The sequence below is a fragment of the Nonomuraea sp. H19 genome (genome assembly GCF_052068215.1).
In the GTDB taxonomy this organism is placed as follows: Bacteria; Actinomycetota; Actinomycetes; order Streptosporangiales; family Streptosporangiaceae; genus Nonomuraea.
This window is the reverse complement of the sequence record NZ_JBQHCV010000001.1, coordinates 96,832-113,295: the sequence shown is the minus strand read 5'-3', so window position 1 is coordinate 113,295 and position 16,464 is coordinate 96,832. Positions and strand designations below refer to the sequence as shown.

Annotated in this window: 14 protein-coding genes; 13 read left to right on the top strand and 1 reads right to left on the bottom strand. The window is 69.8% G+C overall.

The annotated features are described in order from the left end of the window. Positions 1-10 precede the first annotated feature (10 nt). The 8 genes from ACTMTI_RS00600 (at position 11) to ACTMTI_RS00565 (ending at position 9,727) form a co-directional block, all read left to right on the top strand. A complete protein-coding gene (locus ACTMTI_RS00600) occupies positions 11-1,225 on the top strand; it encodes an acyl-CoA reductase (protein ID WP_441117445.1) in 1,215 nt (404 codons plus the stop codon). Beyond that, positions 1,222-3,456 carry a hypothetical protein gene (locus ACTMTI_RS00595; RefSeq protein WP_441117443.1) on the top strand — a complete coding sequence of 745 codons (2,235 nt, stop codon included), beginning with the start codon at positions 1,222-1,224 and terminating at the stop codon, positions 3,454-3,456. Before ACTMTI_RS00600 ends, ACTMTI_RS00595 begins: the two co-directional genes overlap by 4 nt. Before the next feature lie 21 nt (positions 3,457-3,477). Continuing rightward, complete coding sequence (locus tag ACTMTI_RS00590; protein ID WP_441117442.1) at positions 3,478-4,689, top strand: glycosyltransferase; 1,212 nt, start codon at positions 3,478-3,480, stop codon at positions 4,687-4,689. A 4-nt stretch (positions 4,690-4,693) separates the two neighbouring features. After that, the gene (locus ACTMTI_RS00585) at positions 4,694-5,392 is read left to right on the top strand and encodes a class I SAM-dependent methyltransferase (protein WP_441117441.1); all 699 of its coding nucleotides are present in this window, start codon (positions 4,694-4,696) and stop codon (positions 5,390-5,392) included. Positions 5,393-5,441: 49 nt separating this feature from the next. Further along, entirely contained in the window at positions 5,442-6,119 is a 678-nt protein-coding gene (locus tag ACTMTI_RS00580; protein WP_441117440.1) for a polysaccharide deacetylase family protein, read from the top strand. 29 nt (positions 6,120-6,148) lie between these two features. Next, complete coding sequence (locus ACTMTI_RS00575) at positions 6,149-7,864, top strand: hypothetical protein (RefSeq protein ID WP_441117439.1); 1,716 nt, start codon at positions 6,149-6,151, stop codon at positions 7,862-7,864. A 155-nt stretch (positions 7,865-8,019) separates the two neighbouring features. Then, on the top strand, positions 8,020-8,571 hold the full coding sequence (locus tag ACTMTI_RS00570) for an RNA polymerase sigma factor (protein WP_441117437.1): 552 nt from the start codon (positions 8,020-8,022) through the stop codon (positions 8,569-8,571). Continuing rightward, on the top strand, positions 8,564-9,727 hold the full coding sequence (locus tag ACTMTI_RS00565) for a CU044_5270 family protein (protein ID WP_441117436.1): 1,164 nt from the start codon (positions 8,564-8,566) through the stop codon (positions 9,725-9,727). The genes ACTMTI_RS00570 and ACTMTI_RS00565 overlap by 8 nt, the downstream gene beginning before the upstream one ends. 10 nt (positions 9,728-9,737) lie before the next feature. Here ACTMTI_RS00565 and ACTMTI_RS00560 read toward each other — a convergent pair whose 3' ends face one another. Then, entirely contained in the window at positions 9,738-10,649 is a 912-nt protein-coding gene (locus tag ACTMTI_RS00560) for a CHRD domain-containing protein (protein WP_441117435.1), read from the bottom strand. Positions 10,650-10,958: 309 nt separating this feature from the next. Between ACTMTI_RS00560 and ACTMTI_RS00555 the strand changes: the two genes are divergently transcribed. From ACTMTI_RS00555 to ACTMTI_RS00535, 5 genes are all read left to right on the top strand, one after another. Then, the gene (locus ACTMTI_RS00555; protein ID WP_441117434.1) at positions 10,959-12,593 is read left to right on the top strand and encodes a DUF1996 domain-containing protein; all 1,635 of its coding nucleotides are present in this window, start codon (positions 10,959-10,961) and stop codon (positions 12,591-12,593) included. 331 nt (positions 12,594-12,924) lie between these two features. Further along, positions 12,925-13,875: a hypothetical protein gene (locus tag ACTMTI_RS00550; protein WP_441117433.1), complete on the top strand. Its 951-nt coding sequence runs from the start codon at positions 12,925-12,927 to the stop codon at positions 13,873-13,875. A gap of 86 nt (positions 13,876-13,961) precedes the next feature. Next, positions 13,962-14,192: a hypothetical protein gene (locus ACTMTI_RS00545; protein WP_441117432.1), complete on the top strand. Its 231-nt coding sequence runs from the start codon at positions 13,962-13,964 to the stop codon at positions 14,190-14,192. Between the two features lie 56 nt (positions 14,193-14,248). Then, positions 14,249-14,455 carry a hypothetical protein gene (locus ACTMTI_RS00540; RefSeq protein WP_441117431.1) on the top strand — a complete coding sequence of 69 codons (207 nt, stop codon included), beginning with the start codon at positions 14,249-14,251 and terminating at the stop codon, positions 14,453-14,455. A 172-nt stretch (positions 14,456-14,627) separates the two neighbouring features. Then, complete coding sequence (locus ACTMTI_RS00535) at positions 14,628-16,331, top strand: S8 family serine peptidase (RefSeq protein ID WP_441117430.1); 1,704 nt, start codon at positions 14,628-14,630, stop codon at positions 16,329-16,331. The last annotated feature ends 133 nt before the right edge of the window (positions 16,332-16,464 follow it).

The window sequence follows — 16,464 nt, the reverse complement described above, 5'->3', positions numbered from 1 at the left end:
TTCCAAGGCAGTGGTGCGGTTTCCGGACGCGGCGACCGTACCTGTCGAAGAGCTGCTCGCAGGGCTGCACGGCGAGCTTGAGGTCGGGGACGCGCGGGTTCGGGAGTTCCTCGCGGCGTTCGGGAAGCGGCTGCTGCGGCCGGCGCTGGCGCGGCGCCACCCCGAGCTCGGGTCGCTCGGCTTCTTCCTGCGCCCCAGCGAGCTGACCCGCACCCTGGAAGGGCTTTCTCACGAGCACGAGCACGAGCACGTACGCGTGCCACGCGGCCTGATCTTCCACATCCCGCCCGCGAACGTCGACACCGTCTTCGTCTACTCCTGGGCACTGTCGGCGCTGATGGGCAACCGCAACGTCGTACGCCTGTCGCCGCGCTCCGGCCCGGTCGCCGAGGTGATCGTGGAGACGCTGCACGAGGCCCTGGCCGACGCCGACCCGGTGGTCGGCGAGACGCAGCGAATCGTCTCCTATGACCGCTCCTGCGACACCGTCACCGCCGCGCTCTCGGCCGCCTGCGACCTGCGGGTGGTGTGGGGCGGGGATCGTACGGTGCGGGACATCCGGCGGCACCCGCTCCTGCCGCACGCCCGGGACCTGGTGTTCCCCGACCGATCGTCCTTCGCCGTCATCCGGGCGGCGGCCTGGCTGTGCGCGCCCAGGGCCGCGCGGGTGAGCGTGGCCGAGGGCTTCGTCAACGACACCTACTGGTTCGATCAGGCGGCCTGCTCCTCGCCGCGGACCGTGTTCTGGGTGGGGGCCGAGGGCGACTGCGACGCGGCGCGGGCGGACTTCATCGATCACGTGTCGCGGGTGCTCACGGTGCGCGGGTGGGGCGTGGATGCCGCGATGGCCGTGGAGAAGCGGGTCTCCACCTACGGACTGGCCGCGGACGGGCTGGTGGAGAGCGTCGAGTTCCGTGGGAACGCGCTGGCCAACGTGATGCTGTCGGCCGCGACCGCGGCGCCGCGGCGGTGGCTGGGGGCGGGGACGTTCGCGCACGCCAGGCTCGGCTCCCTGGCGGAGCTGGGCTCCCTCGTCGAGCGGCGCGATCAGACGATGACGCACTTCGGGTTCGCGCGGCCCGAGTTGGAAGAGCTGGCCAGGATACTGGCCGGGCGCGGGGTCGATCGGATGGTGCCGGTCGGCGGCGCGCTGAGTTTTCATCGGGTGTGGGACGGAGTGGATCTGCCGGCCGAATTCACCCGGTTGGTGACCGTGCTGCGATGACGATCGCGCCTGCCGACCGCACGCTCGACCGCCCGGCGCGCTCTCCCGGCGGGTGGCTCGGCTGGGGCCGGCTGCCTGCCGGGTTCGTGGCCGCCGGCGCGGTGGCCGTGTTCCTGTGGTGCGGGGTGTCCGCGCGTGACCTGGCGGCCTTCTCGGCGTATCTCGGGGTCGGGGTGGCGCTGCCGGGGACGCTGCTGTGGCGGGCGCTGACCGGCGGCGGGCGGTCCATGGCCGAGGACGTCGCGGCCGGGCTGGCACTCGGTTACGCGGTCGAGGTGCTGGCCTACGTCCCGGCCCGGGCTGTGGGGCTGCCGCTGCTGGTGCTGGTCCCGCCCGTGGCCGTGATCGGCACGTTCGCCTGCGTGCCGGGATTGCGGCGGCACTGGCGGGGCGAGGCCGTCAAGGAGCGGATGCCGGCGTGGTGCGCCTGGGCGCTGGCAGGAGTGGTCGGATACCTGATCACGTGGACCACGCTCGCCCTCTATCGGGTGCCGATCGCGAGCGCATACGTGGACATGCCCTACCACCTGGCGCTGGTCGGCGAGGTCAAGCACCATCTGCCGCCCACGTTCCCGGCCGTGCTGGGCGAGCGGCTGTCCTACCACTGGTTCGTGTACGCCGATATGGCCGCCACGAGCTGGGTCACCGGGATCGAGCCGGTGACGCTGGTCTACCGGCTGTCCACGCTGCCGATGACGGTGGCGATGGTCGTGCTGGTGGCGGTGCTCGGGCGGCGGCTCGGCGGGAGCTGGGGGGCCGGGGCGGCGGCGGTCGGGGTGACGTACTTCCTGTTCAGCCCGGTCCTGCAGGAGGGAGTGGTCTTCACCTCGCGGTCGATGTTCACCGCGTGGGCGAGCCCGACGCAGACGTTCGGGGCGTTGCTGTTCGCGTCCGTGGTGTTGCTGCTGGTGACATGGCCAGGGAGCCGGGTGGCGCTGACGGTGCTGCTGCTGGCGCTCGCCGGTGCGAAGGCCACGTTCCTGCCGTTGCTGCTGGCCGGGTTGCTGGTCGTGGTGGCGGTGCGGGGCGTGGTGGAGCGGCGGTTGCCCGGCGAGTGGCTGGTTCCGGCCGCCGTCACGCTGGCATGCCTGCTGATCGCGCAGCTCGTGGTGTTCGGGCGCGGGACTCATGGGACGGCGGTGGCGCCGTTCGCGACGATGCGGGCGCTCTGGGGTGCGGCGGCGGGCATCGGGATGCCCGAGCTGGCCGCCACGCCGGCGGCGCCGGTCGTGGTGCTGACGCTCGTGCACCTGTTCTGCCTGGTCTGCGTGTGGGGCGGGGTGGCGGGGCTGGGGCGCCGGGTGCTGGATCCGGCCATGCTGCTGTTGCTCGGCATGGGGGTCACGGGCGTCGGTGCGGCCGTCATGCTGGGGCATCCGGCGTACTCGCAGCTCTACTTCCTGGAGGGTGTCCGGCCGTACCTGTCGATCGCGGCCGTGTGCGGGGTGGTGGCGGCCATGGGCGGGCAGCTCGTGCCGCGGGCGGTGGTCCCCTGCCTGGCGGGGGTGGGGGTGGCGCTGGTCGTCGCACAGATCGACGTGTCCGGGGGGCCGCTGGAGCGGGTGGTGGTGCCGTACCTCGTGCTCGTGGCCGGGGCGGTGGTGGTGTGGCGGCGCGGGGCCGTGCTGGCGGTGGCCGGGGTGCTGGCGGGGTACGCGGTTCCGGCCTCCGTCCGTGACGTGGTCGCGCACGTGACGCCCATGGAGGGGGAACGCGCGCGGCTGATCCCTGACGGGGCGCTGGAGGCGGGGAGGTGGTTGCGCGAGCATTCCTCGCCCGACGACGTGGTGGCCACCGACCTGCACTGCCGTCCCGTCCCTGTGCCGGGGTGCGACAGCAGGCACTACTGGGTGTCGGGGTTCAGCGAGCGGCGGGTCCTGGTGGAGGGGTGGGGGTACGCCGAGAGCACGCTGTCGCGGACCGAACTGTTCGTGACGTCGTACCTCAGCGTGCCGTTCGCGGACTCCGCCCGGCTGGCGGCGAACGACGCGGCGTTCGCGGCGCCGTCGGCGGAGAACGTCCAACGCCTCGCCCGGAAATACGGCGTCAAATGGCTCTTCACCGGGCTGAATCCAGAGCTGGAGAAGTTCGCCGCATTACGCTTCCGCAACACCACCTCCGCCGTTTACGAAGTCTCCCCTGGTAAAAAGCTGCCATATTCCAGGAATGGTGGCGAGAAAGCGCACGCGCCGCAGTGGACGGCCACCGAAAAATCATGGGGTACGCCGTAGGCAAAAAGACCAGGGGATTCTATGGAAACGCGTGCCGCCATGGAGCCGGGCCCCCGCATCCTCGCCCCCGCTGCCAGGCCGGCGAGCGTCGACATCGTCATCCCCGTGCTCAACGAGGAGCGGGCCCTGCCCGGCTGCGTACGCACGCTGGCCCGCTTCCTCGAGGGCGGCTTCCCGCTGCCGTGGCGCATCACGATCGTCGACAACGGCAGCACCGACGCCACCTGGCCGGTCGCGACCGCGCTGGCCGGACGGTTCGAGCGCGTGTACGCCCGCAGGATCGACATCCGCGGCCGTGGCGCGGCGCTGCGCACGGCCTGGCGGGACAGCCCGGCCGACATCGTCGCGTACATGGACGTGGACCTGTCCACCGACCTCGACGCCCTGTTCCCGCTGGTCGCGGCGGTGGCCAGCGGCCACTCGGAGATAGCCGTCGGCACGCGGCTGGCGCCCGGCGCGCGCACCCGCCGCTCGCTGCGCCGCGAGGTGGTCTCGCGGGCCTACAACGCGCTGCTCAGGTACGGTTTCGGCGCCGCGTTCAGCGACGCCCAGTGCGGTTTCAAGGCGGCCAGGGCCGACGTGGTCCGGCCGCTCATGAACAAGATCGAGGATGACGCCTGGTTCTTCGACACCGAGCTGCTCCTGCTGGCCGAGCACAACGGGCTGCGGGTGCACGAGGTGCCCGTCGACTGGATCGAGGACATCGACTCCCGCGTACGCGTGGTCAGGACCGCGATCGACGACCTGAAGGGCCTGGCCAGGGTCGCGTGGTCGATGTCGATGGGCCGGGCGCGGGTCGAGGTGACGCGGTCGGAGCCCACGCCGAGGCACCCGGACGCGATCGTGGCCCGGCCGCGGGCGGTGACCCTGGCGAAATTCATGTCATTCGCCGCGATAGGCGTCGTCTCGGTCGTCCTGTACTCACTCATTTATCTTCCGCTCCGCGAATTCTGGTCACCGGCGACGGCGAATCTCGGCGCGCTCGTCCTCACCGGGATCCTCAATACCGAGGCGAATCGGCGCTGGACGTTCGGCCGGCGTACCGCCATGCGGCTGCGTGCGGCGGCGCTTTTCCTGGCGAATTACGTGCTCACCACCATGGCCGTGCTCGCGGTGCCGCCCGGCGCCGGGCGGCCGGCCGAGGTGGCCGCGGTCGTGGCCACGTACTGCCTGCTCATCATGATCCGCTTCACCGCACTGGACCGCTGGGTCTTCTCCCGCTCGAGGAACTGAAGCCATGGAAACCACAGAGATCCGCCGCCTGATCGAGCTCGAGGACACCCACTGGTGGTACCGCGAGCGCCGGGCCATCCTGCGCAGGGAGCTGCGCGAGCTCGGCCGGCCGGGGCGGGCGCTGGACATCGGCGCCGCAGGCGGCGGGAACACCAGGGTGCTGGCCGAGGCGGGGTGGGACGCGGCGGCGACGGACACCAGCGAGACGGCCGTCGCGCTGGCCAGGCAGCGCGGGCTCAAGGTGGTCCAGGCGGACGCCCGGGAGCTGCCGTTCGGGTCCGGCTGCGTCGATCTGGTGACCGCGTTCGACGTACTGGAGCACGTGCGCGAGGACTACCTGGTCACCACGGAGATCGCCAGGGTGCTGGCGCCGGGCGGGCACGCGCTGATCGCGGTGCCGTGCGACATGGCGCTGTGGTCGTCCCACGACGACGCCGTCGGCCACGTACGCAGGTACGCCCGCCACTCCCTCACCGTCGTCGTCGAGCGGGCAGGGCTGCACATCGACCGCGTCTGGAGCTGGAACGTGCTGCTGCGCCCCCTCGTGGCCCGGCACCGCCGCCGCTCCCAGGGCAGCGACCTGCGGCGAATGCCCGTCCTGGTCAACGCGGGCCTGTCGGCGGTGGTCCGCGCCGAACGGTACCTGCCGGTCAAGTCGCTCAAAGGCGTGACATTGTTCCTGCGCGCCCGCCGGGAAAAGTGAGCCGGGAGCGTGACAACAGGCGGGCGGTATTGGGCCTAGGCTGTCGTTTGTGGTGATTCACGCCTTACTCGCGGCCTCTCTGGCCATGACCTCCATGCCCGCGACCGCCTTGCAGGCGAGGGTCGACTGTGCCCGGGTGAAGTGCCTGGCGCTGACGTTCGACGACGGCCCCGGCACGACGACGCCCGCCCTGCTCAAGATCCTCGGCAAGGCGGGCGCCAAGGCCACGTTCTTCCTGGTGGGCAAGCAGGTGGAGAAACGTCCCGAGATCGCCGCGCAGGTGGTCAAGCAGGGGCACGCGATCGGCAACCACACCTACTCCCACGCCTCGCTGCCGACGCTCCGCGACGACGAGATCCTCGAGGAGCTCAAAGTCACCCAGGAGGTGATCGGGCAGGCCACGGGGCAGCAGCCGACGATGTTCCGCCCGCCGTACGGGCACACCGACGAGCGGGTGCTGGGCCTGGCCGATGAGGCGAATCTGGCGCAGGTGCTGTGGACGGCGACGACGCTCGACTGGCAGTTACGCGACGCGAAGAAGATCAAGGCGGCCGTGCTGAGACTGGCCGGGCGTGACGGCGTGATCCTCATGCACGACACGGTCCCCGCTACAGTAAAGGCCATGCCGGAGATCGTCACGGAGCTCAAAAAGCGCGGCTACCACCTGGTCACGGTGCCGACGCTGCTCCGCGGCAAGAGGCCGCAGTCCGGGGTGAGCTACTTCTAGCGCTCTCCCGGCAGCTCGGGATTGGAACCATGGGGAGCGACACCAACGTCGAAAAGCCCAGGCCGTGGGTCGCGTTCGCGACCTTCCTCGTCATCCAGGCGGTCCTCGGGTGCTGGTGGGCTGCCTTCTACCCCGGCCTGTTCAGCCGTGACTCCGTCCTCTACCTCAGCCACACCATCGCCGGGCCCTGGATCAGCGATCACTCGGTGCTCTACGACGCGCTGCTGTGGCTGAGCTTCACCCGTACCGGTGATCTGGGCGCCGTCACGTTCTTACAGACCACGGCCATGGCGGCAACGCTGACATTCCTGGCCCAGTCGCTCAAGGCGGTCGGCGCGCCACGCAAGCTCACCACTTTGGTGGTGGTGCTGATGCCGCTGGCACCGCCCGTGGGGGCGTTCTCGGTCACGTTATGGAAGGACGTGCCCTTCACGATCTGCGTGGTCGCGATCGCGGGGGTGTGCGCGCGCTTCGCGGCCCGGCGCGCGGTCACCGTGCCGGGCTTGATCGGGCTCGCGGCGCTGACGCTGGCGCTGGGGTTGTTCCGGGCGAACGGCTTCCTCGTCGTGGGCGTGGCGGTGGTCGTGCTGCTGCTGATCGTCAAAACCATGCGGGTACGCCTGCTGCTCGCCGGAACCGTGGCGGCGGCCCTTCCGCTCGTCCTCACCAATCTGGTCTTCCCCCAGTTCGGGATCGCCGCTCCGTCGAAGACGTACGTCTACCACACGGCCTTCGGCGACATCGCGGTGGCCTACCGGGACCGGCCCGACCTGTTCACCGAGCAGGACAAGGCGCTCATGACGTCGGTGGCCCCCTTGACCCGGTGGTGGGAGGGCGGCACCTGCTACACGATCAATCCGCTGATCTGGCGGCGGAACTTCAGCTGGCCGCAAGCCGACGCGCATGCCACCGAGCTGCTGGAGCTGTGGCGGCGGCTGCTGGTCGCCGAGCCTCGCATGGTCATCGACACCCGGCTCTGCCGTGGGGCGATCGCGTGGAAGCCGGTGCAGGACGAGTCGGCGACCGGCGGGACGACATACCGGTTCTCTCGGCGGCCCAATGCCGACACCTACGTGGGGCCCACGAAGGTGACCGACTTCCCTGGGCGGTGGGTCTATTCGCTCCGGCCGTTGTCCCAGGAGCTGCACCAAGTGGGCGACTCGTGGCTGACGGCCGCGCTGGCGCCTCAGTACGACTGGGTGCTGTGGCGGGGGGCGTCGTGGGCGTACCTGTCGTACCTGGCTGTGGGGCTGGCCGCTTGGGTGCTGCGTAATCGGTATGTGGTGGGGGTGGCGGCCGTGGTGGCCGGGCAGCAGCTCGCGATCCTGGCCAACATCTCGGCGCAGGACTTCCGGTACATGGCCTCGCCGATCCTCATCGGGGCGCTGCTGGTGCCGCTGCTCTTGGGGAGTGTGGGGCGGCTCGTGCGGGGGTTCTGGCGCCCACGGCCGTCGCGGCCCGAGCCTGCGCCCGTACTCGCGGCTTCGTCTGCGCCCGAGCCCTTGCCCGGACCCGGCGCCACGCCCGAGCCGGCCTTCGAACTCGACACGACGAACGACCCTTCGCCCCAATCGGACGCCACGCCGAGCCCTTCGCCCCAATCGGACGCCACGCCGAGCCCTTCGCCCCGATCGGACGCCACGCCGGATCCTTTGCTCGAACCGGACGCCGCGCCGGATCCTTCGCCGGGGCCTGGGCACGCATCGGAAGCGGCGGCTGAGCCGACCAAGCCCAAGCAAGCGTAGGCACCCGGCACACTCGCAGGCTCGGCCGGCCGCCGGCTGGGCGGGCCTCGTACCCGCTCGCGGAAGATGGCCATCTGCCCGGACCGTGAAAGCATCGCGGCGTTCCGGGCAAGAAGGGGCGTTCACCGTTCGTTCGACTCAGCGGAGATGCCCGTATGGCCCTGCCACCCGACCTGGCCCACCCACCCGATCTCCGGGCCGGCTTCGAGCAGATCTTCAACATGCACTTCGCCGAGATCCACCGCTACATCGCCAGGCGGCTGTCCGATGACGTCGCCGACGACGTGGCCGCCGAGGTGTTCCTGGCCGCCTACCGGGGCGGCTATGACGCCTCGCGCGGCGGGGTGCGGCCGTGGCTGTACGGCATCGCCACGCATCTCGTCGCGCGTCACCGCCGTACCGAGATTCGCAGGTGGAAGGCGCTCAGCCGGACGGCGGAGCGCCCGCAGCACAGTCATGAGGACGCCGCGCTGACCCGCGTGGCCGCGGGCGAGCTGACCGGCAGGCTGGCGAGGGCGCTCGCCGGGCTCAACCGCAGGGACCGCGATGTCGTTCTGCTGAGCGTGCTGGGCGGCCTCAGTCACGCCGAGGTCGCCGCGGCCCTCGAAATCCCGGCGGGCACGGTCGCATCCCGCCTCAGCCGCGCTCGCAAGCAGCTCCGCAAGGCACTCGGCGACGTCAACCCCCTGGAGGAGAACCATGGATGAGCTGAGTCTCCTGGCGAGGTCGCTGCCCGACGCCGCACCGCCATCGGACGAAGTGTTCGAGCGGGCCCGTGCCCGGCTGTCCACGGCCATGGACCAGCCCGTACGGACAGGCCGGCCCCGCCTGATCCGGGGATGGACTCTGGCGGCAGCGGCGGCCACAGTGGCCGTCATCACGACCGTCATAGCGTTGGTGTCGAACCTGGCCGTCGCGCCGGTACCGATGCTGGTCCCGGCCGGCGGCAACGATGCGCTGCTGTCTCTGGCGGACCAGGTCGCCCGGCTGCCGGACGACACGGGCGCGTACTGGCGCAGGTCGGTGATCAACAACGGCCTCACCCGGGTGCGGGCTGGGGGGAAGACGTTCAACGTGCTGTACTCGGCGCAGACCGACCTCTGGCAGCCGCGCGATCCCCGGGACCCTGTCCAACTTCAGACACGGCAGGAGTTCATGCGCCCGGCCACTCCTGCTGACGAGCGTGCCTGGCGGGCGGCCGGCTCGCCGGAGTGGGTCCAGCGGGTGTGCACGCCGGGCACGCGTGCGCAGGACTGCAAGCGGCTACGGCTGCGTACCAAGCCGTGGGGGTGCGTGTACACGCGAGCCGCCAAGCCGGGCGGCGTCTTCGGCGACCGCCGGCTGGGCGAGTTCACGCTGGCCGACCTCGCGGCGCTGCCCGGTGACGCCGCCCAGTTGCGGGAGAAGCTCCATACGTACTGGGAGGCCGATCGGGACGGCCGGCTCAAGTCCAGCTTCGACGAGTACCTGTCCTGGTCGACGGCCCTGCTGGAAATGCCGGTCAGGCCCGCGGTCAAGGCGGCCGCCCTGCGCCTCGTGGCCGGGCTGCCGACGACCAAGGTGAGCGGCCCGATCACCGACCCCCTGGGGCGTGCGGGCCTCGCGGTCGCCTTCGTCAAGAGCGAGGGCTTCTTCGCCGAGTTCGGCGAAGACGACGAGGTGGCCGAGCGGTACACCACCATCCTCGACCCGTGGACCGGCGCCGTTCTGGCGACCAATGCGTCGATCGCCGCTGAGAGCACCGAAGGGCTGCAGAAGGGCACGTTCATGCACTACACGGCCTGGGCGTCTGAGACGGGCTGGACCGACGACCGCCCGGAGCGGCCGCGCGACTGCAAGCTCGGCGACCGCCCGATCCCCTGACGGCCGGCGATTACCAGTTGCCCCAGTGGAGCTGGCCGCGCACCGCGCCGCCGGGGAACTCGGCGGTGTGCAGGTTGACGTACCAGTTCTTGGGGTTGTTCTTGATGCGGGTGGTGACCTCGACCGTGCTGGGGGCCGTGCCGGCTACGCCGTTGACGCCGGGCGGGAGGCCCTTCTCGGCGGCGAAGAAGGGCACCACCACGGGGCCATTCTTGCCCTTCGGGGCGCGGTGGATGTGGGCGCCGACCGGCGGGGCGATCCCCTTCCACGCAGTGGCGAAGTGCACCTTGCTACCCTTCAGCCAAAGTAGCCAGGGGGACCGCCCGTCCATGTCGCCGGCCTTGGAATCGGGCGCCGAGACCTCCTGGTCGCCGTCGGCCATCGTGGTGAGCGTGGTGCGCGACCCGTGGGCCAGCACCGATTCGAGCAACACCGGCCGGATCCGGTGTAGCTGAGCGCGTACGGCGCCGCCGGGGAACTCGCCGGAGTGCAGGTTGGCGTACCAGCCCATGGGGTTGTTCACGATCCTGTTGAGCAGGTTGAGGTCCTTGACCATGACGGTGCCCTTGACGGCGCTGAGCGTGGCCGGCAGCGCCGCGCCGAAGAACGGGATCCTGACGTCGCCGTTCTCGCCGGCGCGGCCCCTGTGGATGTGGAAGCCTGTCGGCGCGGCCACCTTGTGCCACCGGATGGCGTAGTCGACGCGCTGGCCATGGATGCGGAACACGGCGATCGCGCTGCCGTTCCCGTCACCGGCCTTCGTGCCCTGGGCGGGAACTTCGTTCTTGCCCAGGAGCGACGCCGCCAGGTACACGGCGGTGTTCGTCTCCGTGCCCGCTTGTGCGACGGCTGGGCTGACGGAGGCGGCGACCAGGGTGGTGGCGAGCGCGAGGCCGGGGACGGTGAGGATGCGCTTCGTCATGAGTGAGCCCTTCAGTTGCCTCGGGGGTGAGGCTCATAGATATTTACGCAGGGTGGTACGGCCTGCGTCTGGCGCCGGGTTCAATCCGGGAATGCGGACAAATACGCATTCGTGGCACCGGGTGGCGGACGCAGCCCACTGAACCCTCCCGATTGCGGCCCCGTACCTCTCGAAGATCGGACTTTCCTGCGTCACGACATCGGAAGGAGTGGTCGCATGCGGATCCCATCGGGGGGAAGGCGATTCAGACCCTGGTCAGGGGCCGTTTTCTTAGGCGGGAGCATCGCACTCGCACTGCTGGGGTCTCCGTTGTCCGCGCAGGCCGGCACGTTGGCGGCCCAGACGATCGTCTGCCCGAGCGTGGCCGACAAGCTCCCCGAGATCCCAGCCGCCGCACAGGCGGAAGTCGACCGCAATCTCGCGCTGCTGGACAAGCAACTCGCCGAGGCCAACGACCGGCTAGCCCGCTCAGTCGGCCAAGGCGGACCCAACTTCGTCCAGAACGCCATCCTCGGCCCCCTCGCCTCCAAACGAGGCGCCGCCATCGACCGCATCGCCATAGCCATCGGCCGCGTCGCACAACGCCCCACCGGCCTCGACGCCCTCTCCACCTGCACACTCAGCGACTCCGACACCCCGGCGCCCGACAACGGCACCCCCTCTCCGGCACCTGACTACGGCACCCCCTCCCCAGCACCCAGCAACGGCGCCACCTCCCCAGCCCCAAGCCCGAGCACCAGCACGGGAGCGGGAACCGGGACGGGAACGGGCACCATCGTCTGCCCGAGCGTGGCCGACAAGCTCCCCGAGATCCCAGCCGCCGCACAGGCGGAAGTCGACCGCAATCTCGCGCTGCTGGACAAGCAACTCGCCGAGGCCAACGACCGGCTAGCCCGCTCAGTCGGCCAAGGCGGACCCAACTTCGTCCAGAACGCCATCCTCGGCCCCCTCGCCTCCAAACGAGGCGCCGCCATCGACCGCATCGCCATAGCCATCGGCCGCGTCGCACAACGCCCCACCGGCCTCGACGCCCTCTCCACCTGCACGCTCAACAACGCCGAAGCCGATGCGACGGCCACTGAACTGTCGGCCGACGACTCCGTCGACATCCGGGAGGTCCCGCGTACCGAGCAGCCGCAAGTGACGTCGAACGGCTCCCGAGGCACGTTCGTCTCCCGATGCAGCATGAACAGCGAAGGGGGCAACAACGACAACGTGATCACGGCCCCCGGCGTGTCCGACGGGGCTCAGCCCCTGCTGGATTACGTGGGCAACATGTCCGCGGACGCCTTCTCCACGAACGAAAGCCTCGCCGCCGCCGACACGACCTGCCGCAACGAGGCCGACCAGTCGGCCTACTTCTGGCCGGCCCTGCGGGTGCTCAACGGCGAGTCCAGCGCCGATGAAGACGCCGGCACACCTGTGCAGCCGTCACAGGTGCGGCTGGAGTACCGCGGCAACCCCACGTCGGAGGTCACAGCGTCACCGCAATTCCTGAGACTGTTCTCCGGTGACGCCAGGGCGGCGACCAACGGCGGGGACGACGCCAGGCCGACGTTCACCTGCACCGGCTTCACCGATCGGCTGACCGACAAGTATCCGATCTGTCCCGCCGGCAGCGAACTGGTCCGCGTCTTCGACATGCCCAGTTGCTGGGACGGCGAGAACATCGACAGCGCCGGCCACCGTACGCACCTCGTGTTCCCCGACGAGGACGGCGCCTGCCCGAGCGGCACCCAAGCCGTGCCGCAGCTGCGCATGACGCTGGTCTACGACGACGTGCCCAACACCGCGCCCAGCGATACGGAGGTCCCGTTCGCGGTGGACGCGTTCGACAGTGAGGGCAACGACCCGAGCACCGACCACGCCGGCTCCATCAGCGTGATGTCGAAGCAGCTCATGACCAACGTCGTGCGATGCATCAACAGCGGCAGGAGATGCTGACGGAGTAAGAATCCGGCCGACGCGGCACAAACGCCGCCCGCGGTCCCCGGCGGAGCTTCCGTCCGGAATGACCACGGGCGGCGCCCGCGTCGGCCGTTCGGCTTCCCGGCCCCGATCCGGCCGGTTATTACTCCTTACAGGTGATTCCTTAGCGTCTTCGGGCGTTTACGGAAGCCCGATTCGCCATTCGCGATGCGCGCGGCACCCTGTTGCGTTTTGTCTGACTATTACAGCAGAGGCACCCTTAGTTGCCATTCGATCGCGGTAGGTAACCGGGAGTCTTGCAACAACTGTGGAGCTGGCGATGGGGCCCGTTCCAAGGGAGAGACCGATGACTTCCATGACGCAACCGTTCCAGGCGCAGCAGCAACAGCCGCAACACGGTCAGCAGATTCCGCCGCAGCAGTATGGCCAGCAGGGCATGGAGCCGATGGGACTCGGCAGCATGCTGGGCGGTGGGCTGCAGATCCCGCAGCAGTACGGCCAGCAGATCCCGCCGCACCTCCAACAGCAGTTGGGCCAGCAGGTTCCACCGCACCTCCAGCAGCAATACGGTCAGCAGCAGCCGCAGCAGTACGGCCAGCAGATCTCACCGCAGCAGTTCGGTCAGCAGGTTCCACCGCAGCAGTTCGGTCAGCAGATCCCCCCGCACCTCCAACAGCAGCAATACGGCCAGCAGATTCCCCCGCAGCTTCAGCAGCAGTACGGCCAGCCAGGGATGACACCGATGGGACTCGGCGGCATGCCCGGCGGGGCCGGCGGTGGCCTCGGCAATCTGCAGCCTCTCCAGGTTGGGAGCGAGCAGATCCACCCGATGGAGCACCAGCTGAGCCCGACGACCTTCTGGGAGAAGATCGCCCGCTGCGGCGTGCAGTACGGCCTCCCAGTTGTCAGGCAGATCCTCGCGCGCATCCCGGAGCAGCCGCAGCAGCAGTTCGGCCAGCAGATGCAGCCCGGCGGCATGCAAGGCCAGATGATGCCGCAGCAGTACGGCCAGCAGATGCAGCCCGGCGGCATGCAAGGCCAGATGATGCCGCAGCAGTACGGCCAGCAGACGCAGCCCGGCGGCATGCAAGGCCAGATGATGCCGCAGCAGTACGGCCAGCAGACGCAGCCCGGCGGCATGCAAGGCCAGATGATGCCGCAGCAGTACGGCCAGCAGACGCAGCCCGGCGGCATGCAAGGCCAGATGATGCCGCAGCAGTACGGCCAGCAGACGCAGCCCGGCGGCATGCAAGGCCAGATGGGCCAGCAGCCGTCGTTCGCCGGAGTCGGACAGTAAGCGGGGATCAGATGGAGCCGATGGGAGGACAGGAGCGCTGGCCAGGCATGGCATACGGAGGCGTCGCCGTCGCGCCTGGTGGCGCGATGACGCAGCAAGGTCAATTGCAGCAGCAGTGCGCGATGGCGCTCATGCAACTGCACGCCTGGCTTCAGGCGACGCTTCCGCAGGCGCCCCAGCTCGCCGAAGTCATACCGCTGACGATCCAGGCCGTGCGCCTGTATCGATCCGGCCAGTATGAGGCCTGCTTGGCACAGGTCCAGCAGGTGGTCAATCTCGTCGGCGGATCGGGCCAGCACAGCCGGCCATCGTTGTGATCAAGCCATCGGAGCAGCCCGGACCGGCCAGTGACCGGTCCGGGCGCATGCCGTACATGATCGGTGCGGAGCCCGCGTTGCTCGCCGAGCTGGCGCGGGCGCTTCGCGATGATCCCGACGTGACGATACGGCGGATGGTCGGGCAGCCGGACCGGCCGACTCTGATCGCGGTGGACATGCCTCCGGAACGCGTTGAGGCGCTGCAGGCGGAGTACGGATCCCGGCTCACGATCGAGCCCGATTCGCCTATCGAGCTCTACTAGCACAGGAAAGTCGAAAGACGTTATGGCCAACAGTTCTGGTTCGAACAACGGAAACGAGTCGCGGCCGCGTTCGTCGGGACGCGGCAAGCACCCGCCGCAGCAGGCGCTGCAGCCACGCCCGCGGCGTTACATGGCGGCGGTCGTACCCCGGCCCTTTTTGGAGGCGCAGGGCGTGATCGCACCCCCGCTCGAGCCCACCGACCTCCGTGACATGCTTGAGCGCGACCCGGAGGTCCAGGTGCAGCGGCATCTGGAGATGCCCCAACGGGTGGGACTGATGGGCCTCGAAGGCGTCTCCTTCCCGAGCGTGACCGTGGCGAGCATGAGCCGCGAGCATGCCGACGCACTCCGCAGGCAGCTCCCCCAAGTGCACATCGAGCGTGACCGCCTGCTCACCTACACAGAAGTGTCGGCCATGCCGCGCAGGGCCACCCGCCGCCAGGTCGTCCAGCCCGTGGGCCTCGACGTCACCTTCACTTTCCTGGTCACCGATCCCGACGGCAAGCCGGTACCCGGCGCCACCATCCTGGTCAACGGCTACCTCTGGCCCGCGCAGACCGTCACGGGGACGGACGGGCGAGGCACGATCACGATGGTCGGCGAAACGCCGGAGTCGATCGCCAGCGTGCAGGTCAAACCGCAGAGCGGGTTCTGGAGCCGCATCGTCGACCGGCCCGCGCTCAAACCGGACCGGGACAACCTGATCGTCTTGAAGCGGCTCTCGGACACCTTGCCGGGCTTCCCCGACCAGCAGTTGTTCGGATGGGGTCAGCAGGCCATGCACGTACACCGGCTGCCTCCCACGTTCCGGGGGGCCGGGGTGAAGATCGCGGTGATCGACTCGGGCGCGGCCTTGGCGCACCCGGATCTGGCCGGCCAGGTGGTCGCCGGTTGCGACGTGTCCGGCCGCAAGGCGGGCGGCTGGAAGATGGACACCGTACACCACGGCTCGCATTGCACCGGCGTCATCACCGGCGCCGACAACGGCCAGGGCATCGTGGGTTTCGCTGTGGAGGCGGAGGTGCACGCCTGCAAGATCTTCCCGGGCGGCCGGCTGAGTGACCTCATCGAGGCGCTGGACTACTGCCTCGACAAGGAAATCGACGTCGTCAACCTCAGTCTGGGCACCAAGGAGTTCTCTCCACTCGTCGCAGCCAAGATCGAAGAGCTCCGGAACGGGGGTGTCGCCTGCGTCGCCGCGGCCGGCAACGACGGCGGCCCGGTCAACTTCCCCGGCAGCATGCCGATCGTGCTCACCGTCGCGGCGATAGGGAAGGCCGGCGCGTTCCCGGACGACAGTACGCACGTCGACCAGATTCGCGAACCGCGCACCCGCGAGGGTTACTTCTCGGCCGAGTTCACCTGCTTCGGTCCCGAGATCGACGTGTGCGCGCCGGGCGTGGGGATCGTGTCGGCGATACCCCCGGACGCCTACGCGGCATGGGACGGCACATCCATGGCCGCGCCCCATGTCACCGGCCTCGCCGCTCTCGTACTCGCCCATCACGGCGACTTCGTCGACGGCTTCAGAGAGCGAAACGCGCGACGCGTCGACCGCCTCATCCAGATCATCAAATCCAGCTGCACTCCGCTGAACCTCGGCGACCCGCGCCGCACCGGTGCCGGGCTGCCCGACGCAGCCCGCGCCCTCGCGCCCTCGCTGCCCGGCGTCGCCCCGCACGCAGCCGACATCCAGTCGATGCTGGACCAGCTCGCCGGCGAAATGGCCTGGGCCGGCCTGCTGCCCACCGTCCCGGGACAGGTCCCGTTCCAGCCGCCCGGGATCCCGATGGGCGCCTACGGCGGGCTCGCCCAGCTGAATCAGGAGATGTACGCCGCCGGCCTCACCGCTCCTCATCCGTACGGCTGGCAGTGAAGTTCACCGACGTCGTGAAGCGCCGCCCTCGGGGATTTCCCTACAGCCCTGGATCGGAGCCGGTGGCCGCAATGATCGCCACCGTCGGCCGGTCGAGAGCGGAGGGCGGCCATGCCGTCGGCCGCACCGCAAA

What these genes read in the sequence shown, in the direction of transcription:
- ACTMTI_RS00550 (WP_441117433.1), top strand. Translation starts at nt 12,925, where the DNA reads ATGACTTCCATGACGCAACCGTTCCAGGCGCAGCAGCAACAGCCGCAA.
- ACTMTI_RS00575 (WP_441117439.1), top strand. Translation starts at nt 6,149, where the DNA reads ATGGGGAGCGACACCAACGTCGAAAAGCCCAGGCCGTGGGTCGCGTTC.
- ACTMTI_RS00545 (WP_441117432.1), top strand. Translation starts at nt 13,962, where the DNA reads ATGACGCAGCAAGGTCAATTGCAGCAGCAGTGCGCGATGGCGCTCATG.
- ACTMTI_RS00560 (WP_441117435.1), bottom strand. Translation starts at nt 10,649, where the DNA reads ATGACGAAGCGCATCCTCACCGTCCCCGGCCTCGCGCTCGCCACCACC.
- ACTMTI_RS00570 (WP_441117437.1), top strand. Translation starts at nt 8,020, where the DNA reads ATGGCCCTGCCACCCGACCTGGCCCACCCACCCGATCTCCGGGCCGGC.
- ACTMTI_RS00565 (WP_441117436.1), top strand. Translation starts at nt 8,564, where the DNA reads ATGGATGAGCTGAGTCTCCTGGCGAGGTCGCTGCCCGACGCCGCACCG.
- ACTMTI_RS00540 (WP_441117431.1), top strand. Translation starts at nt 14,249, where the DNA reads ATGATCGGTGCGGAGCCCGCGTTGCTCGCCGAGCTGGCGCGGGCGCTT.
- ACTMTI_RS00595 (WP_441117443.1), top strand. Translation starts at nt 1,222, where the DNA reads ATGACGATCGCGCCTGCCGACCGCACGCTCGACCGCCCGGCGCGCTCT.
- ACTMTI_RS00585 (WP_441117441.1), top strand. Translation starts at nt 4,694, where the DNA reads ATGGAAACCACAGAGATCCGCCGCCTGATCGAGCTCGAGGACACCCAC.
- ACTMTI_RS00590 (WP_441117442.1), top strand. Translation starts at nt 3,478, where the DNA reads ATGGAAACGCGTGCCGCCATGGAGCCGGGCCCCCGCATCCTCGCCCCC.